The organism is Halalkalibacillus sediminis, from assembly GCF_002844535.1.
Classification (GTDB): Bacteria; Bacillota; Bacilli; order Bacillales; family Alkalibacillaceae; genus Halalkalibacillus_A; species Halalkalibacillus_A sediminis.
Map to the genome: position 1 here is coordinate 80,228 of NZ_PJNH01000003.1, position 16,295 is coordinate 96,522.

16 protein-coding genes are annotated in these 16,295 nt (G+C 40.4%); 2 read left to right on the top strand and 14 right to left on the bottom strand.

Features of this window, described 5'->3' with window-relative positions:
- Positions 1 to 76: 76 nt before the first annotated feature.
- From CEY16_RS10080 to asnB, 11 genes are all read right to left on the bottom strand, one after another.
- The gene (locus tag CEY16_RS10080; RefSeq protein WP_101331889.1) at positions 77 to 1,432 is read right to left on the bottom strand and encodes a GntP family permease; all 1,356 of its coding nucleotides are present in this window, start codon (positions 1,430 to 1,432) and stop codon (positions 77 to 79) included.
- A gap of 24 nt (positions 1,433 to 1,456) precedes the next feature.
- Positions 1,457 to 2,584: a glycerate kinase gene (locus tag CEY16_RS10085; RefSeq protein ID WP_101331890.1), complete on the bottom strand. Its 1,128-nt coding sequence runs from the start codon at positions 2,582 to 2,584 to the stop codon at positions 1,457 to 1,459.
- Between the two features lie 111 nt (positions 2,585 to 2,695).
- Positions 2,696 to 3,781, bottom strand: a complete 1,086-nt coding sequence (locus CEY16_RS10090) for a CdaR family transcriptional regulator (protein WP_101331891.1) — start codon at positions 3,779 to 3,781, stop codon at positions 2,696 to 2,698.
- Between the two features lie 384 nt (positions 3,782 to 4,165).
- Complete coding sequence (locus CEY16_RS10095) at positions 4,166 to 5,719, bottom strand: BCCT family transporter (RefSeq protein ID WP_101331892.1); 1,554 nt, start codon at positions 5,717 to 5,719, stop codon at positions 4,166 to 4,168.
- Positions 5,720 to 5,818: 99 nt separating this feature from the next.
- The gene (locus CEY16_RS10100; protein WP_101331893.1) at positions 5,819 to 6,541 is read right to left on the bottom strand and encodes an amino acid ABC transporter ATP-binding protein; all 723 of its coding nucleotides are present in this window, start codon (positions 6,539 to 6,541) and stop codon (positions 5,819 to 5,821) included.
- Entirely contained in the window at positions 6,534 to 7,193 is a 660-nt protein-coding gene (locus CEY16_RS10105; RefSeq protein WP_101331894.1) for an amino acid ABC transporter permease, read from the bottom strand. The genes CEY16_RS10100 and CEY16_RS10105 overlap by 8 nt, the downstream gene beginning before the upstream one ends.
- A 42-nt stretch (positions 7,194 to 7,235) precedes the next feature.
- The gene (locus CEY16_RS10110) at positions 7,236 to 8,105 is read right to left on the bottom strand and encodes a substrate-binding periplasmic protein (RefSeq protein WP_101331895.1); all 870 of its coding nucleotides are present in this window, start codon (positions 8,103 to 8,105) and stop codon (positions 7,236 to 7,238) included.
- A 211-nt stretch (positions 8,106 to 8,316) separates the two neighbouring features.
- Complete coding sequence (locus CEY16_RS10115) at positions 8,317 to 8,535, bottom strand: hypothetical protein (RefSeq protein ID WP_101331896.1); 219 nt, start codon at positions 8,533 to 8,535, stop codon at positions 8,317 to 8,319.
- 137 nt (positions 8,536 to 8,672) lie between these two features.
- Positions 8,673 to 8,954, bottom strand: coding sequence for a hypothetical protein (locus CEY16_RS10120; protein WP_101331897.1), 282 nt, complete (start codon positions 8,952 to 8,954; stop codon positions 8,673 to 8,675).
- A gap of 210 nt (positions 8,955 to 9,164) precedes the next feature.
- Entirely contained in the window at positions 9,165 to 10,004 is an 840-nt protein-coding gene (locus tag CEY16_RS10125; RefSeq protein WP_101331898.1) for a VOC family protein, read from the bottom strand.
- Positions 10,005 to 10,072: 68 nt separating this feature from the next.
- Positions 10,073 to 11,920 (bottom strand): asparagine synthase (glutamine-hydrolyzing), encoded by a 1,848-nt coding sequence (gene asnB / locus CEY16_RS10130; protein ID WP_101331899.1) that lies wholly within the window; start codon positions 11,918 to 11,920, stop codon positions 10,073 to 10,075.
- 151 nt (positions 11,921 to 12,071) lie between these two features.
- Here asnB and CEY16_RS10135 point away from each other — a divergent pair, with 151 nt between their 5' ends.
- Positions 12,072 to 12,959: a cation diffusion facilitator family transporter gene (locus CEY16_RS10135; protein WP_101331900.1), complete on the top strand. Its 888-nt coding sequence runs from the start codon at positions 12,072 to 12,074 to the stop codon at positions 12,957 to 12,959.
- Between the two features lie 317 nt (positions 12,960 to 13,276).
- Here the strand turns inward: CEY16_RS10135 and mbcS are convergent, their stop codons facing one another.
- Positions 13,277 to 14,851 (bottom strand): acyl-CoA synthetase MbcS, encoded by a 1,575-nt coding sequence (gene mbcS, locus CEY16_RS10140; RefSeq protein WP_101331901.1) that lies wholly within the window; start codon positions 14,849 to 14,851, stop codon positions 13,277 to 13,279.
- A 134-nt stretch (positions 14,852 to 14,985) separates the two neighbouring features.
- Between mbcS and CEY16_RS10145 the strand changes: the two genes are divergently transcribed.
- Positions 14,986 to 15,366: a RidA family protein gene (locus CEY16_RS10145; protein WP_101331902.1), complete on the top strand. Its 381-nt coding sequence runs from the start codon at positions 14,986 to 14,988 to the stop codon at positions 15,364 to 15,366.
- Positions 15,367 to 15,427: 61 nt separating this feature from the next.
- Here CEY16_RS10145 and CEY16_RS10150 read toward each other — a convergent pair whose 3' ends face one another.
- Complete coding sequence (locus CEY16_RS10150) at positions 15,428 to 15,886, bottom strand: hemerythrin domain-containing protein (protein ID WP_101331903.1); 459 nt, start codon at positions 15,884 to 15,886, stop codon at positions 15,428 to 15,430.
- A 40-nt stretch (positions 15,887 to 15,926) separates the two neighbouring features.
- Complete coding sequence (locus CEY16_RS10155; protein WP_101331904.1) at positions 15,927 to 16,283, bottom strand: cupredoxin domain-containing protein; 357 nt, start codon at positions 16,281 to 16,283, stop codon at positions 15,927 to 15,929.
- Positions 16,284 to 16,295: the final 12 nt, after the last annotated feature.

A 16,295-nucleotide genomic window follows, 5' to 3' on the forward strand; every position in this document is an offset into this window, starting at 1 on the left:
TCAAAGTATGAGCAGAACAGGAGTGTTTTTATTCATAAGAAAAGAGATGCAGTCCTGCACCTCTTCACTTTATTCTCTATACAAGAACTACCCAGAGCAGGATAGAAACAGTGATCGCAACTAAACCTTGTACGAGTGTACCGCCTGTTTGAGCTTTGTATGCCTGTGTTACAGACATACCACTAAATTCTTTTACGACCCAGAAGTAGCTGTCATTGATATGAGAAACCACCATTGCACCTGCACCGACTGCCATGACAACTAGAGCCAATGGTAGAGCACCATCGATTCCTACGTCAGTCAATAACGGAGCGACTAGTGTTGATGTAATGACTAGTGCTGTCGTTGAAGAACCTTGAGCCGTTTTCAAAGCTGCTGCAATCAGGAATGGTACAAGTAAGAATAAAGCACCTGTCAAGAAGGAGTTACTTGCGAAACCTTCTATAAATCCTGAAATATTCGTAGAAGAAATGACCGTTCCAAAGGCACCACCTGCACCTGTGATCAGCAAGATTGGAGCTGCCTCTTTAATTCCTATTCCTACCCAGTCATTCATCGTTTCTTTATTGAATTTAGGAACTAGGGCAAAGGCGAAAATTACACCCACTAACAATGCGACAACTGGTGCGCCTAAGAATAATAGAATGTCAAAAAATAGTCCTTCCCATCCCGCGAATGTTACGACTGAACCTAATCCAATAAGCAGGATCGGAACAAGAATAGGCGCAAAAGCCTTTCCAGTTGAAGGCATTTGACCGAATTCACTAACAACTTCGTCATAATCAAAATCCCACTCGTCTTCACCTTCGACTTTAATTTTCGTACCGACTTTGATCGCCCAGAAATAACCTGCCATAATTGTCGGGATCGCTACGACAATACCGATTAGAATGATGGTTCCTAAATACTGTTCAGCACCAATGTTTCCTGCGGCCGCAATCGGACCAGGTGTCGGAGGAACTAGCGTGTGAGTCGCAAATAGTCCAGTCGACAAAGCAATCGCCATTGAAGCTACTGCCACTTTTGCACGTTTCGCCAACGCCTTTTTCAAGGATGATAAGATGACATATCCTGAATCACAAAACACAGGGATACTTACAATACTGCCGATGACACTCATCGCTAGCTGGGGACGTTTCTGTCCTACTATTCTCAGGACGACCTCTGCCATACGATAAGCAGCTCCTGTCTTTTCTAATAAGACCCCAATGATCGTACCGAATACGATCACCAGTCCGATGCCACCCATCAAGCCACCGAATCCGTCGTTGACCGCTGCAACAACGTCACTTAACGGTAACCCAGCTACGATTCCTAATGCGAACGCCGCAATTATGAGTGATAAAAATGGATGCAAATTCAATTTCGCCGTTAAACCGATGACCAGTAGAACTGACGCAATGATTACTAGTACTAAGCCAAAACCTTCCATCATTGACCTCCTCTTTGTTATCTATTAATTCTTTAAATATTTGTAGAACTGAAGTACTCTAACTGTTTGATTAAAAAGTAATTCCTCCGCTCGTTCCATGCTTTCTTCTACAGACATAGGACGCTCCATAATCGAAAACACTCCAGAAAAATGTTTATTCAATTCTTGATCTTCATCATCTATTCCACCGGATATCACTACCACAGGAACATCATGTTTGTTAGCGAGTCCTGCGACATATCCCGGAGCTTTCCCAAACAATGTTTGTCGGTCCGACTGTCCTTCACCCGTCAAAACCAATTCACTTTTCATAATTTCTTCTTCTAATTTAATGATTTCACTAACCAGTTCTGCTCCAGATACCAGTTTTCCACCGGCAACCAGTAAAGCAAAACCTAGGCCTCCTGCCGCTCCCGAACCTGCCGCATTACTGTATTCATGACCAGATTTCTTTTCAACCATTTCAGCGAATTTATTCAGAGCATCATCGAGCTGGGCAATTTCATTTGAAGAAGCGCCCTTTTGTGGACCGAATATGTAACTAGCTCCTTCTGGCCCACATAACGGATTCGTTACATCAGTAGCAACAGATATTTCAGTGTGTTGTAAACGTCGGTCTAACCCAGACAAATCAGCTTCTTCGACGTTCAACAGATCTTCACCAAACCCTCTTCCAATTAGCTTTTGTTGCGAAAAGAACTTTGCGCCTAAAGCTTGAAGCATTCCTAGCCCACCATCGTTGGTTGCACTCCCTCCAAGTCCGACGATGACTCTTTCAGCTTTATTGTCTAAAGCGTGAATGATTAATTCACCTAACCCATATGAAGTAGTTTTCATTGGGTCGCGCTTTTCAACAGGTATTGAAACCAAGCCTGCAACTTCAGCAATTTCTATATAGGCCGTCTTCGTTGCGTCATTCCACCCATACAAAGCTTGAACTTTTTCCCCGAATGGCCCGGTTACTTCTTTATGAAAACGCTTACTTTTTGTTGCAAAAATCAAGGCATCTACAGTACCCTCCCCGCCATCAGCCATAGGCTTTGTGACGACTTCTTCTACAGGGAGCACTTGTTTACATGCCTTTTCCATCACCTGAGCTGCTTTCTTTGCCGAAATACTTCCCTTGAAGGAGTCCGGGCAAATCGTAATCATAACCTCTCCCCTTTCTGACTACACAGTTTAAATTATGACAATTTTATAAACAATCATCATAATGAACAAAATATTTAAATTTTCTGTTAATTATTTTGTGCAAATGCCCAATCAATTCTGATGAATGAGCATCCATAAAGTCATCAAATCCTTAGTGTTGCGAGGGTCCAAGCCAGTCTTTTTCTTAACCATTTCCAAACGATAATTCAGAGTATTTCTATGAATATGAAGCATCTTGGACGTCCGGTTGATCTGCAAATTATTTTCGACATACGCAAGAAATGTATTTAGATAGATTGGTGACAAGTCAGTCAGTTGTCTATCTTCATATGGGTAAAGAAGGTCAATTGATTCATAATCCAAATAAGATATCAATATTTCTAACCTGTGGTTTTCAGAAAATATAACCTTACCCTTAGTATTTATTGCCGATTGTTGTTTAATCTCAGATGTCTTCTTAGCAGTAAAGTACGATTGCCTGATTCCTTTTAAACCACTTCTGAAATCACCAATAATCACCTGTTGGATAGCTAGTGAGTTTATGAAGGGGTCCAATTGCTCTTCTTTAATTTGCATAGGTAAGGCGACGATGATTTCATGCTTTTGTGCAATCGTAGCAAAAAGGTGTGAAGGAAAGTATTTGGTCATGAAATGTTTCACTTCATCTATGACAAGGTTTTCGTGTTCACAGACGAATAGAAGTATTTGATATGATTGATCCTCATCGAAATTAATCACTTGCTTCGATTCTTCCCTCACTTCCTCTATATCTACCGTTGAAGGATGTAATAAGTGTGAGAGCCAATTCTGTAGCCTCTGTTCTTGATAAAAATACTGTCGTTCATTCAAGTTTTGTTCAATTAATATTTCAACTGTGGCCTTGACCACATTTGCGATTAATGTCGTGCGCGAAGGGTTACCTGTAATTCCAACTACTCCGATTATCTCATCATGCAATACAATCGGTACATTCGCTCCAGGCTTTGAATTCGCGTATTCGTCATTGTTTTCCTCTGTAACGATGATTTCTTTTTGTTTCTCTAGTGCACGCTTAGCACCGAAATGGATACTTCCAACTCTCTTAGGGTCTGAACTTGCTACAATCATTCCGCTATCGTCCATAATATTTATCGGAAACTCTATGTCATCAGCCAAACGCCGAATGACTGCTTTGGCTAAATCTTTTGTTAACCTCATGCTGGTCACGACTCCTCATTTTGAGAAAAACTTGGCTTCTCGCCAAGTCCTAATGGCGAAAGCCCTAGTTTTTCACATACTTTGATCCTTTAACAAAGTTAAATATTCTTAAAGTATAAAAAATACATTCTAATTATACACATTCAACGAAAGTTAAAAAACGCAAGTGTCCTCCTACCAGCTTATAATAGTGGCGCAATTATTAAAGAAAGTGGCGCAATAATACCTATAATTTCCCAAATTAACATCTACTCAGTCCTTTATTAACGAAAAAGGGAAGAAAAGTGGCGCAATTCAATTCTTATCAACAAAACTCCGTGCTAATTCTTCATTTTTTCTTAAACATAAAAAAACGGATGTGGTTTACCACACCCGTTTCAAACTCTATTCTTTATTGTCTTCTTCAGCAGCATTTTCCAATCTCTGATGGCGTCTCAAATCCCGTTTCGAGATAGGGATTGGTTCTTTTTTGAGCATCTTGAAAATACCGGCTAGCATAATCAACATGATCACCGTGAACGGTAAGGCGGCCACCAGCGAAGCGGTCTGCAACGCATCAAGTCCTCCAGCAAGTAGCAACACTGCTGCTATTGCTGAAATGAGGACACCCCATACTAGTTTTAAGAACATCGGTGGATTCAAGCTACCCTTCGATGTCATCGTTCCTAAAATATATGAAGCTGAGTCTGCTGAAGTCACTAGGAATGTAAAAATCAATAGGATGGACAACAGCGACATGACAGTAGTTAATGGTACAGTCTCATAAACCTGGAACAAGGCCACTGTGATATCATTATCTACTGCTTCAGCAATCTCTCCTCCGCGATTCAAATCTTCAAATAATGCTGTACCTCCGAATGCTGCAATCCATACACATGCAATGACTGGAGGCACGACCATGACACCAAAGATGAATTCGCGGATCGTACGTCCTCGTGATACTCGAGCTACGAACGCACCGACGAAAGGAGACCAAGCAATAACCCAAGCCCAATAGAAAATCGTCCACTCACGAACCCATGTGTCTCCCTCATATGGGGTTAACCGCAAGCTATATTGGAAGAAGTTTGTGATGTAGTCACCTATCCCTAGAGTAAAGGCATTCAGTATGAATACTGTCGGGCCTGCGATTAGAACGAATAATAATAGCAAAATACATAGACCTAAGTTCACATTACTCAAATATTTAATACCTTTATTCAAGCCTGTCGTTGCTGATGTCATGTATGCAACAAAGACGACTAATGTGATGATCAACTGGACCCACACCGCGTTAGGAACGGCTGAAACTGACGTCAGACCACCATTCATTTGTAAAATACCTAAACCTAATGAGGTTGCTACACCCATTACTGTCGCAATAACAGCCAATGAATCAATGGTATTCGTAACGATTTTATTTTTACCAGTGATTGGCTCCATTGCTGTCGAAATCAAACCTGCATCTTTTTTACGGAATTGCATGAAACCTACTACGAGACCAACAATGGCAAATACTGACCATTGGCTGATTCCCCAGTGGAAGAAAGAGTACCCCATAGCAACACGTGCTGCTTCTTCTGTCTGTGGTTCAATGTTATCAAATGGAGTTGTAAAGAAGTGAGACATTGGTTCTGCAACACCCCAGAACACTAGCCCTGCACCAAAACCAGCAGAGAACAACATCCCGATCCAAGTGAACCATGGATATTCTGGTCGTTCATCCTGGCCACCAAGACGAATCTTACCAAATCGACTGAATGCTAGACCTGTTAAGAAAATTAGGATAACCATTACTGAAATTAAGTAGAACCACCCAAAATTAGCGGTGGTAAACGTGAACAATTTACCTGCTACCGTACCAAATTGCTTCGGTGCTATAGCTCCTATTATTACGAGTATCGTTATAACAGTAGCTGATACATAAAATACAGGATTCTTAAAATAGTCTGTGTTCAATGTTTTCACCTACATTTTCTGAATATTTTGTGTCCATGTTCATTTTTTACCCCAAAAAATGTAGGCGTAACCTTCTATTAAACAATTAATCCATCAGTACTATAGCACTTTTGCTAGAAAATCCTTGGCACGCTCCGTGTGAGCTTCCTCAAAGAATTTTTTCGGAGAATTTTCTTCGACTATCTTCCCGTAATCCATAAAAATGATTCGATCAGCGACCTCTTTTGCAAATCCCATTTCATGGGTTACTACTACCAAAGTCATGCCTGAGTGTGCTAGCGATTTGATAACATCAAGCACTTCTTTTACCATCTCAGGGTCAAGAGCAGAAGTTGGCTCGTCAAATAACATTAACTCTGGTTCCATAGCGAGTGCTCGAGCAATTGCAACACGTTGCTTTTGCCCTCCTGACAAGCTGGTTGGATATGCATCTGCTTTTTCATTCAAACCAACTTGATTCAAGAGGGACATTGCTTTCTCCTTTGCCTCTTTCTCTGACATCCCTTTGACTTTCATCGGCGCGTACGTCAAATTATCGATCACTTTCATATGAGGAAACAAATGAAAATGTTGGAATACCATGCCGACCTTTTGGCGAATCTCTAAAATATCTGTTTTAGGCTGGGTTATATCTTTCCCATGTACATAAACAGATCCTGAAGTCGGTTCTTCTAATAGATTGATACAACGTAATAGAGTTGATTTACCAGATCCAGATGGACCGATAATGGCTACAACTTCCCCTTTGTCGATCGTCGTATTAATATCCGTAAGCACTTCATTTTTTCCAAACTTTTTATGCAAATTCTCAATTCTAATCACTTTGTCTCATCCTTTTCTCAACATATTTGCCGAGCAATGTCAGAAGCATGACCATAATATAATAGATGATTCCCACAAATAATAGTGGCTCGAAGTTTCGGTAGATTTGTGAACTTACCACCTGTGCACGACGCATCAAGTCTAAATAGCTGATTACCGACACAATCGCTGATTCTTTGGTCAATGTAATAAACTCATTCATTAAGGCAGGAAGAATATTCTTCATCGCCTGAGGTAGAATAATTTTCAACATCATAGGTCTGTATGGAATACCTAAGGCTTCTGCAGCTTCACGTTGACCTTTATCAACAGCTTGAATACCTGCACGGATAATTTCTGATACGTAAGCGGAAGAATTCAGTCCAAACGTCAAAATTGCTGATAAGAATGGAGATATGTCGTAACCCGTCAGTTGCGGGATCGCATAATAAATAAGTAAAAGTTGCAAGATCAGAGGTGTTCCTCTGAAGATGGATGTATAAAAATCTGCCATCCATCGTAACCAGCCTGTTTTACCAATTTTAATCAAGGCAATAACGGAGCCTAATATAAAACCAAAAATAATTGCTATAATTACGAATTGTAATGTGACCCATATTCCTTCCAACATAAAAGGAATATAAGGCACGATTTGGCTAAAGTCCAAATTCATGCCTTATTCACCTCTTTCTACTAAGCTAATTGTCTAGTTGTCTTATTCGTCTTCCCCAAGCTCCCACTTTTCTTCAAGCTCTTCGATCGTTCCATCTTCTAGGAACTTTTCAATTACTTCACTTACTTCATCAGTAAGTTCACTATCTTTTGGAAAAGCAACTGCCATTCCTGGTGAAGCTGTTGTTGGATCTTCAAATCCAGCTAATCCTTGCTCTTCGATATGTCCCTCTGCAACAGTCGTGTCCATGTAAGCAATATCGACACGCCCAGTTATCAATTCTTGGATTAAAGTAGAAGATTCAGTCATTCCTTTGATTTCAAAATCATAGTCTTCTTGAAGTGTTTTTGCTCCTTCTTCTTGGATGGTACCTTGTTGAACACCTATGACTTTGCCTTCAATATCCTCGATTGAAGTAATGTCCGAACCATCTTGAGTGACAAAATATTCACCTGAGTGGTGATAAGCCGGTGAGAAATCAACGTTCTCTTTACGCTCTTCCGTTGCTGACATCCCAGCTAGCACCATATGCACACGTTCAGATTGTAGTGCACCGATCAAACCGTCAAAGCTCATATCTGAAATTTCTAATTCATAACCTAACTCATCAGCAATCTTATGTGCTAAATCAATATCGAAACCTACAAATTCTCCTGATTCATCTATGGATTCAAAAGGAGGAAAATCTGCTGATGTACCCATTTTAAGTACTCCATCTTCAATAGCCGCTTCTCCGCTAGATTCAGAAGACCCTTCAACTTCTTCATCACTTTCTTCCTCTGCACCTGATGACTCTTCAGATGACTCTTCCTCTAAGTCCCCCACTGCTTCGTCTTCACTTTCTGCTCCGCATGCTGAAATGACCAGCATCGCAGCTACAATAAACAAGATTGATAATAACCACTTCTTCATTTATAAAACCCCTTCCCAATTTATGAATATTTATTCGATTAAATGAATATTATCACACAAATATACAAACTTAAAGGGTTTTTGCTGCATAAAAATAAAATAAAACTATTCAGATAATTGAAAGGGTTTTCAATTCTAAGTTACTCTTTAACAACGTCAAACATAAAAAAGACGAAGCGTAACCGCTCCGTCTCTTCATTCTCCTATTCAATTAACTATCTGAGTCGTCATCTTCTTCTTCTGATTCTTCCTCTTCCATTTCTTCTTCAGCTTGGTCAGATGCTTCATCAACATCATCTTCAACTTCTTCTCCTACATCCTCTACTTCTTCGCCAGTGTCCTCCATCTCTTCTTCCATTTCTCCATCATCTCCACAGGCAACTAACCCTAGCGAAAGAACTAAAAATAGACTGAATAAAAGATTTCTCATGCTTATGAACACTCCTCATATAGATTCTATTAATGCTGTTGCTTACCAAGAAGATACCCCTATGTATGAATTCTAAACAATTCATAAACAAACAAAAAAGCAGGGACAGAATCCCTGCTTTTGCTTATAAGTTAATATTATTCAGTGTCTTCAGAGTCGCTCATGTCGTCTTCAGAGTCGCTCATGTCGTCTTCAGAGTCTTCCGTGTCGCCTTCTGTATCTTCAGAATCTGTTTCTGTGTCTTCAGAATCGCCTTCTGTACCTTCAGAATCCTCTGTGCCTTCAGAATCTTCTGTGCCTTCACTGTCTTCCATTTCTTCAGTGTCTTCTGTGTTTTCTTCTGGCTCTTCATCTCCGCCACCACAAGCAGCTAGCCCTAATGTAAGAACTAAGAATAAACTAAATAGCATTTTTCTCATTTTAAAAGCACTCCCTTTTTTTGTGATTATCTTGCACAACTTTATGTTTTTCGCTGCGCGTATTAGAGAGATACCCGGATAAAAATATATTTAAACAATATTTCCAAAAATGGAACTTAAGTCATGGATAGAACATATTTCAAAAATAGTTTTGATGCTTCTTGCCTATGGTTGTCCTATGACCTATCAGTGACTACTTTCCTAACAACACTAGAAATGTACGATGATTCCCGATGGATCTCGCACTTCATAGTAATCTAGTGATTGATTCACATCATAATCCAATTCCAGCAAACCTCTTAAAGTGTTCTTCCGTTCGCTTTCAGTCATCTTCACTCGAAACCAATTCAACCCCGCTTCAGTTGATTCTTTAGGTTGGCTATTGGCACTGCGCCATATGTTTAATCCAATGTGATGATGATACTTTTGATCAGCTATGAAAAAGGCTTGGCTACCATAGTTAGCTACTTTCTCAAAACCTATTTTTCTATAAAACGGTTCGGCCAGTGCTAAATTGTGAACTTGAAGGTGTATATGGCCGATAGTCGTTTCCTGAGGAAGCCCATTCCATCCCCCAGGTGTTCTCCTAGCGATCAATTCTTCTGATTGGATTGGTTCTGTCATCATTTTCACTTGACCGGCACTCCATTTCCAATCCTTTTCGTCTCGGTCAGCATAGATTTCGATTCCATTGCCATCAGGATCTGCTAAGTAAATAGCTTCTGAAACCCCATGATCCGATGCTCCTTGAATCGGAAACTCTTCACTCAAAAAATAATAGAGGGCATTCGCCAAATCAGCTCTTTTAGGTACTAAGTATGCTACATGAAATAGACCAGTCTTATTAGGATCTAAAGGTTCAGCATTTGCTGGCTGGACTAACTCGACTAATGCTCTCTCTCCATCTAAAGTCAGTTCAACATGGTTTTCATGCTTTGTAAGAATATCAAAGCCTAAGATATGTTTATAAAACTCAATTGATTTTTCAAGATCGGTCACATTCAGTGATATTTTTTCAATGTGTTTAGTCGGTAACTGGTGAAAATTCATTCAAACACCTCCTACCACATGTATACCACTTATCGATCAATCCTAAATGATTTTTTCATAAAAATATTCTATCCTTCGGTCGTTACACCATAGGTTGAAAGCCAGTATTCAATTTGGCATAGATGCGCAATCAACTGAGGTCCAGCCATCAGTTGGCCATACCATGGTGTAGAGAAAGCTTTTCCGTCGGTGTCGATCAGTTCTTCTAATCTTTTTTTATTCAAAAATTCATGTATCCTTGCATCTTTATGCAACAATATTTTCTTTGCCCACTCGTTCACCAATCTTGTGTACTCAGGCTGGAATGTTTTCGGGTAAGGATTCTTTTTCCGGTAAAGCACTTCATCGGGGAGTACTCCCTCCATGGCCTTCCTTAATAATCCTTTTTCATATCCCCCGACTCGCTTCATCTCCCAAGGTACATTCCACACGTATTGGATCAACCGATGATCAGCGAATGGTACCCGTACTTCTAAGGTAGCTCCCATACTCATCCGATCTTTTCTTTCCAGTAATTGCGCCATGAACCAATGCATGTTCAAATAAAACATTTGTCGCCTTTTCGCGTCAGCCGCTGATTCTCCTTCGAGTTTTGGAGATTCATCCATTGTTTCTTGAAACCTTTGATGAACATAATCTTTTATCGACAGTCGATCTTTCCATTCATCATGCAGTAAATTTTCGCGCCCTTCCAACGAACGAATCCACGGAAAACTGTCAGCCTGACTGAGCGTCGGTTCTTCAAACCAAGGGTAACCACCGAATATTTCATCAGCGCATTCACCGGATAGACTGACTGAAGTATGTTGTTTAACCCTCTGGCAAAACCATAGTAAAGAAGAGTCAATATCCGCCATCCCTGGTAAGTCTCTCAACTCAACTGATCGTTTCAACAATTCTGCAAGCTCATTTTCACTTATTCGTTCATCGTGATGTTTCGTTTCGAATTTCTGTACCATTTTTTGAATGAATTCACGATCACTTGAAGGTTGAAATTCATTCTTCTTAAAATATTTTTCGTTACCTTCATAATCTATGGAAAAAGTCGAGAGTTGCCCTCGATGATCTTTTTCAAATCGACGGGCTGCTATAGCAGTGATTGCACTTGAGTCTAACCCTCCAGACAAGAAAGTGGATAGGGGAACATCTGAGACTAGCTGCCGTTCAATTGCGTCTGTTAATAAAAAACGCACCTTTTCCACAGTTTCTTCAAAAGAGTCTTCGTGAGGATGACTTTCTACATTCCAATACCTCCAAGACTTCAATCCATTTTTCGAAAAAATCATTGCATGACCAGCGCGGAGTTCTTTTACTTGTTTAAAAATCGCATGGCCTGGTGTCGATGATGGACCAAGGCCGAATATTTCTGCGAGTCCGTCACGATCAACTACAGGATCGACCGCTGAATGAGCAAGAATTGCTTTTACTTCAGACCCGAAGATAAGGTTCTTACCTTTTTCAGCGTAGTACAGAGGCTTTACCCCTAAACGATCTCGAGCGATGAAAACTTGTTCTTTACTTGAGTCCCAAATGACGAATGCAAAAATCCCGTTCAAATGATCGAGACAATCTTCTCCCCAGTGAATATAAGCACAAAGCAGGACTTCTGTGTCACATGTGGTATTGAATGTATACCCCTGACTTTTCAGAGACCGTCTAAGTTCTTCAGTATTATATAATTCACCATTATAAATAATCATATATTCATCATGATCGATCATTCTTTTCATCGGCTGCTTACCTTTTTCAACATCGATAATAGCTAATCGTCTATGGCCGAATGCCACATGTTCGTTCATGTAATACCCTTCATCGTCTGTTCCCCGATGTGTGATTGTAGCTGTCATCTGTTTAAGCATGCTGTATTGGTCCGGTTGAACCCCATTCCAACTGACCCATCCTGTTAGTCCACACATATTTTCCCCTCCATATGTTCACCCTGTGGTCATCATATGCGAGAGGGGCTGAAAGATTGCAACTTTTGTATTGAATTCTCCAATATTAGACTGTTTAAAGGAAGTATTGGTATCATAAGATATAACGAATCCTAAAAAAAGAGGTTTTGACATGTCCAATCGTTTCAAACAAGCGCAGATCGCATCTATAATCGGCATCGTAGCAAACTTACTCTTAGCAATCCTCAAAGGGGTCACAGGGGTCGTGGCAAATAGTAAAGCTTTAATTGCCGATGCCTTCCACTCCGCTTCAGATGTTGTCAGCTCAGTAGCAGTCCTTGTCGGTATCCGCGCTGCCCAAAAACCACCTGACTCAGAGCACCCGTACGGTCACGGTAAGGCAGAAAATATAGCAACCTTGATTGTTGCTATTCTTTTAGTAGTCGTCGGATTCGAAATTTTAATGGACTCTGCTACCGCCGTCTGGAGTCGCGAATCCAGTAACACAAGTATCATTGCTCTTTATGTAATTATTTTTTCTATCATATTAAAAGAAATTCTTTTTCAATATAAAAATCGATTAGGAAAAAAAATCAATAGCCCTGCGTTAATTGCAGACTCTTGGCATCACCGATCAGATGCAATCTCGTCTGTCATAGCCTTAGTGGGTATTGGTTTATCCATACTAGGAAACCGCCTAGATATCGCTTATCTATTCTTATTCGATCCAATCGCCGGAGCTCTTATTGCCCTATTAGTAATGTGGATGGGCGTCAAAATCGGTAAAGATGCAATCAACGTCTCCTTGGAAACTGTTCTAGATGAAGGTAGAACGAAGAAGTTCGAACACACCACATGGAAAGTTGATGGAGTGAAACGAATCGATACCCTAAACGCACGGACCCACGGTTCATATGTCATTATTGATGTTAAAATCAGCGTTCAACCATATATTACAGTTGACGAAGGGCACGCAATCGCAGCCCGGGTAAAAGAACAGCTGATCAATGACCATTCAGAAGTCCAAGACGTCTACGTACACGTAAATCCATATCACTAAATGAAATGCCCAAGCGCTTGATGCGCCTGGGCATTATTTGTGCATGATTTATAGGTCCCGTTGGAGGGGAAATTCGAATCCTTTCAATGATATTCAGATGCATTCACTGAAATTTTAACTGATTCACTGAAACTTTAGGGCATTCACTGAAACTTTAGGGCATTCACTGAAATTCGGGTTTGAATCCATGAAATTTTAGAGTTATTCCATGAATTCTAGCCTGGTTTCCATGAAATTGAGGATGGATTCCCTGAAATACAGCTTCGTTCCCGTAACTTTCAGCATTTGCCCGTGAATTCTCCTTCATCTCACACATCTTACATCGATTGTTCTTTTTTCCTCAGTTCTATTCTGCGAATTTTTCCTGAAGTTGTTTTCGGTAGTTCATCGATGAACTCGATTTTCCTTGGATATTTATATGGTGCAGTTAGTTTTTTCACGTGATCTTGTAACTCTTTTTCAAATCCTTCTTTATTTGGATCGACTCCATCTTTTAACACAACAAACGCTTTGACCACTGCTCCTCGGACTTCATCAGGGCTTGCGACGACGGCACATTCCTGGACGTCTGGGTGTTTGACCAGCGCATCCTCTACTTCGAATGGGCCGATAGTATAGCCTGAACTGATGATAATGTCATCACTACGCCCTTCGAACCAAAAGTACCCTGCGGAGTCTTTCGAAGCTTGGTCTCCAGTCAGATAATAGTCGCCTCGGTAGGAAGCGCTCGTTTTCTCTGGATCTTTATAATATTCTTTGAAAAGAGCTGGGGTCGTTCGATGAACAGCGATATCACCGACCTCTCCTTCTTCGACCGGATGTCCGTCTTCATTAATGATTTCAACGGAGTTCCCTGGTGTCGGCATCCCCATTGAACCAGGGCGCACCTCCATGTCCTTCGTGATACCAACTAATAAAGTGTTCTCAGTCTGACCATAACCATCTCTTACAGTTACATCGAAATATTTTTCAAAAGTGTCAATTACTTCACGATTCAACGGTTCACCCGCAGAAACTGCGCTGTGTAAATGAGTCAGTGAATATTTATCCAAGCCGTCTACTTTTGACATAAGACGATATTCAGTCGGTGTACAACATAGCACATTAATCTGTTGCTCTTGTAGTAACTGCAAATATTTATTCGGGTCAAATTTTCCATTGTAGACGAAGCCCGTACCACCAGAGCCTAGAACGGAAAGGAATGGGCTCCATAACCACTTAGCCCAACCAGGGCCTGCAGTCGCCCAAACTCGATCACCTTCATTGATGCCGAGCCAATTTTCAGAAGCTGTCTTCAAATGGGCATAACCCCAACCATGTGTGTGGACAACACCTTTTGGATTCCCGGTTGTACCCGATGTATAAGATAAGAAAGCCATGTCATCACGATTGGTTTCAGCCATATCAAATGATTCAGGTTGCTCCCCCATAAGTTCATCTAAGAACAACCAGCCATCAGTCTTTTCTCCGATTGAAAACTTTACTAAGTCCTTCACACGATCGACTTTTTCAAATTCATCTGTGAACGGATGATAGCTGACGATTGCTTTTACTTCACCGTGGTGAATACGGTATTCAATATCTTTTGCGCGAAGCATCTCTGAACTCGGAATGACCACGATCCCTGCTTTAAGAGCTGCGACATAAACCTCGTAAGCTTCTATTAATCTAGGAATCATAATCAGAACCTTGTCACCTTGTTCTAAACCGTTTCTCTTAAAAGCATTCGCAATCTGATTCGCTCGCTTGATTAAATCATAATATCCTATCTCTTTCTGATCTCCACTTTCGTTTTGCCAAATAATCGCTGGACGGTTACCTTCAGTAGCATACTTCTCGAATTCTGAGACAATGTTATAGTTTTCGGGTGCTATTAATTCTTCTCTTTTCAATGCTTTCCCTCCAATGACTTGATGCTTATGATTAAAATCTCAATTCTAATTATAACAAAAATTCAGAATACGAATGTTATATCTTTTTATAAATAGTCATATTTTGCTATGATAGGTAGGAAAGGAGAATGATGATGAAAAAGATATATACTACTGACAAAGCACCAGCAGCAATTGGTCCGTACTCTCAGGCAGTAGGGGTTGGAGATCAAGTATTTATTTCCGGTCAGATTCCTCTAGTACCTGAAACGATGGATTTAGTGAGTGAAGACGTGAATGAACAAACACATCAAGTAATGAAAAATTTAGGCGCCATTCTAAAAGAGGCGGGTCTGGATTACGAAAACATTGTTAAAACAACGATTCTATTGAACTCAATGGATGATTTCCAGACGGTCAATGAAATCTACGCTAGTTATTTAGAAGAACCATTCCCGGCAAGAGCAGCCTATGAAGTATCAAGATTACCAAAAGACGTCAAAGTCGAAATCGAAGCGATTGCGACAAAAGGTTAATTAAATCTACGTTAAATTATTCATCTACAAGCAAAAAGCAGGGCATCCACGCCCTGCTTTTCTAATATCCGCTATAAGAATCCCTATGAAATTGGCCATTAGCTTGGTAAAGGTAATTCTCTGGCACTGTTTTCTCTACTATCGGAAAAAATTCACGTTCTTCGAGTCTAACATGTTCATCCAGCAATTCACCTAACCGCTGCATCAACTCAGCCTTTGTTTCAGTATCATTTCTAATTTCCATCAATATACTTCTGAACTGAGCATGTTGATAGAGCAATTTCTTGATCATTTCTTCCTCTACTTCCTCAGCGTAATTCATATAAAGAGGTATTAGAATATCTTCCTCGTCTTTAAAATGATTTCTTCCATCTTGTTCCCAGAAATTAATCAGATCACGCAAGACTTGTTTATACGTTTTCTTTTCATTACTCGTTCCTACTCGTTTCATGTCTAGCGCCAAAACAAGCGCATGATGATGGTGGTGAGATAAAGGATTCAAAGCTTCATGCCGTTTCATTTAACCCTCTCCCTAGAATCATTTATTTTCATTCATCATACTATTCAACGTGAATGGTCGCAACCATTTCTGAGTGGCCAGCTCCACAAGGAACGCTACAACGAACAGTATATTCACCAGGAGTTAATTTAACTACTTGAGATCCTTCATTTTCGATTTCAAAACCATCGACTCCATCTATTGTGATGCCGTGCATACCTTCTTCATTCACTAATTCGATTTCAACGTTTCCTGCATTTACGTGGTACTCTTCCTGATCGAAGTCGAAGTTGGTAGCTGTCAGTGTTACCGATTCATCCGCTTCAGCTGCCTCACTACTTGAAGCGTCGTCTCCTCCGCATGCTGCCAAAACTAAACCCATCATCAAAACAACCGCTAATAATACTAATTTTTTCATTATAAATCCCTC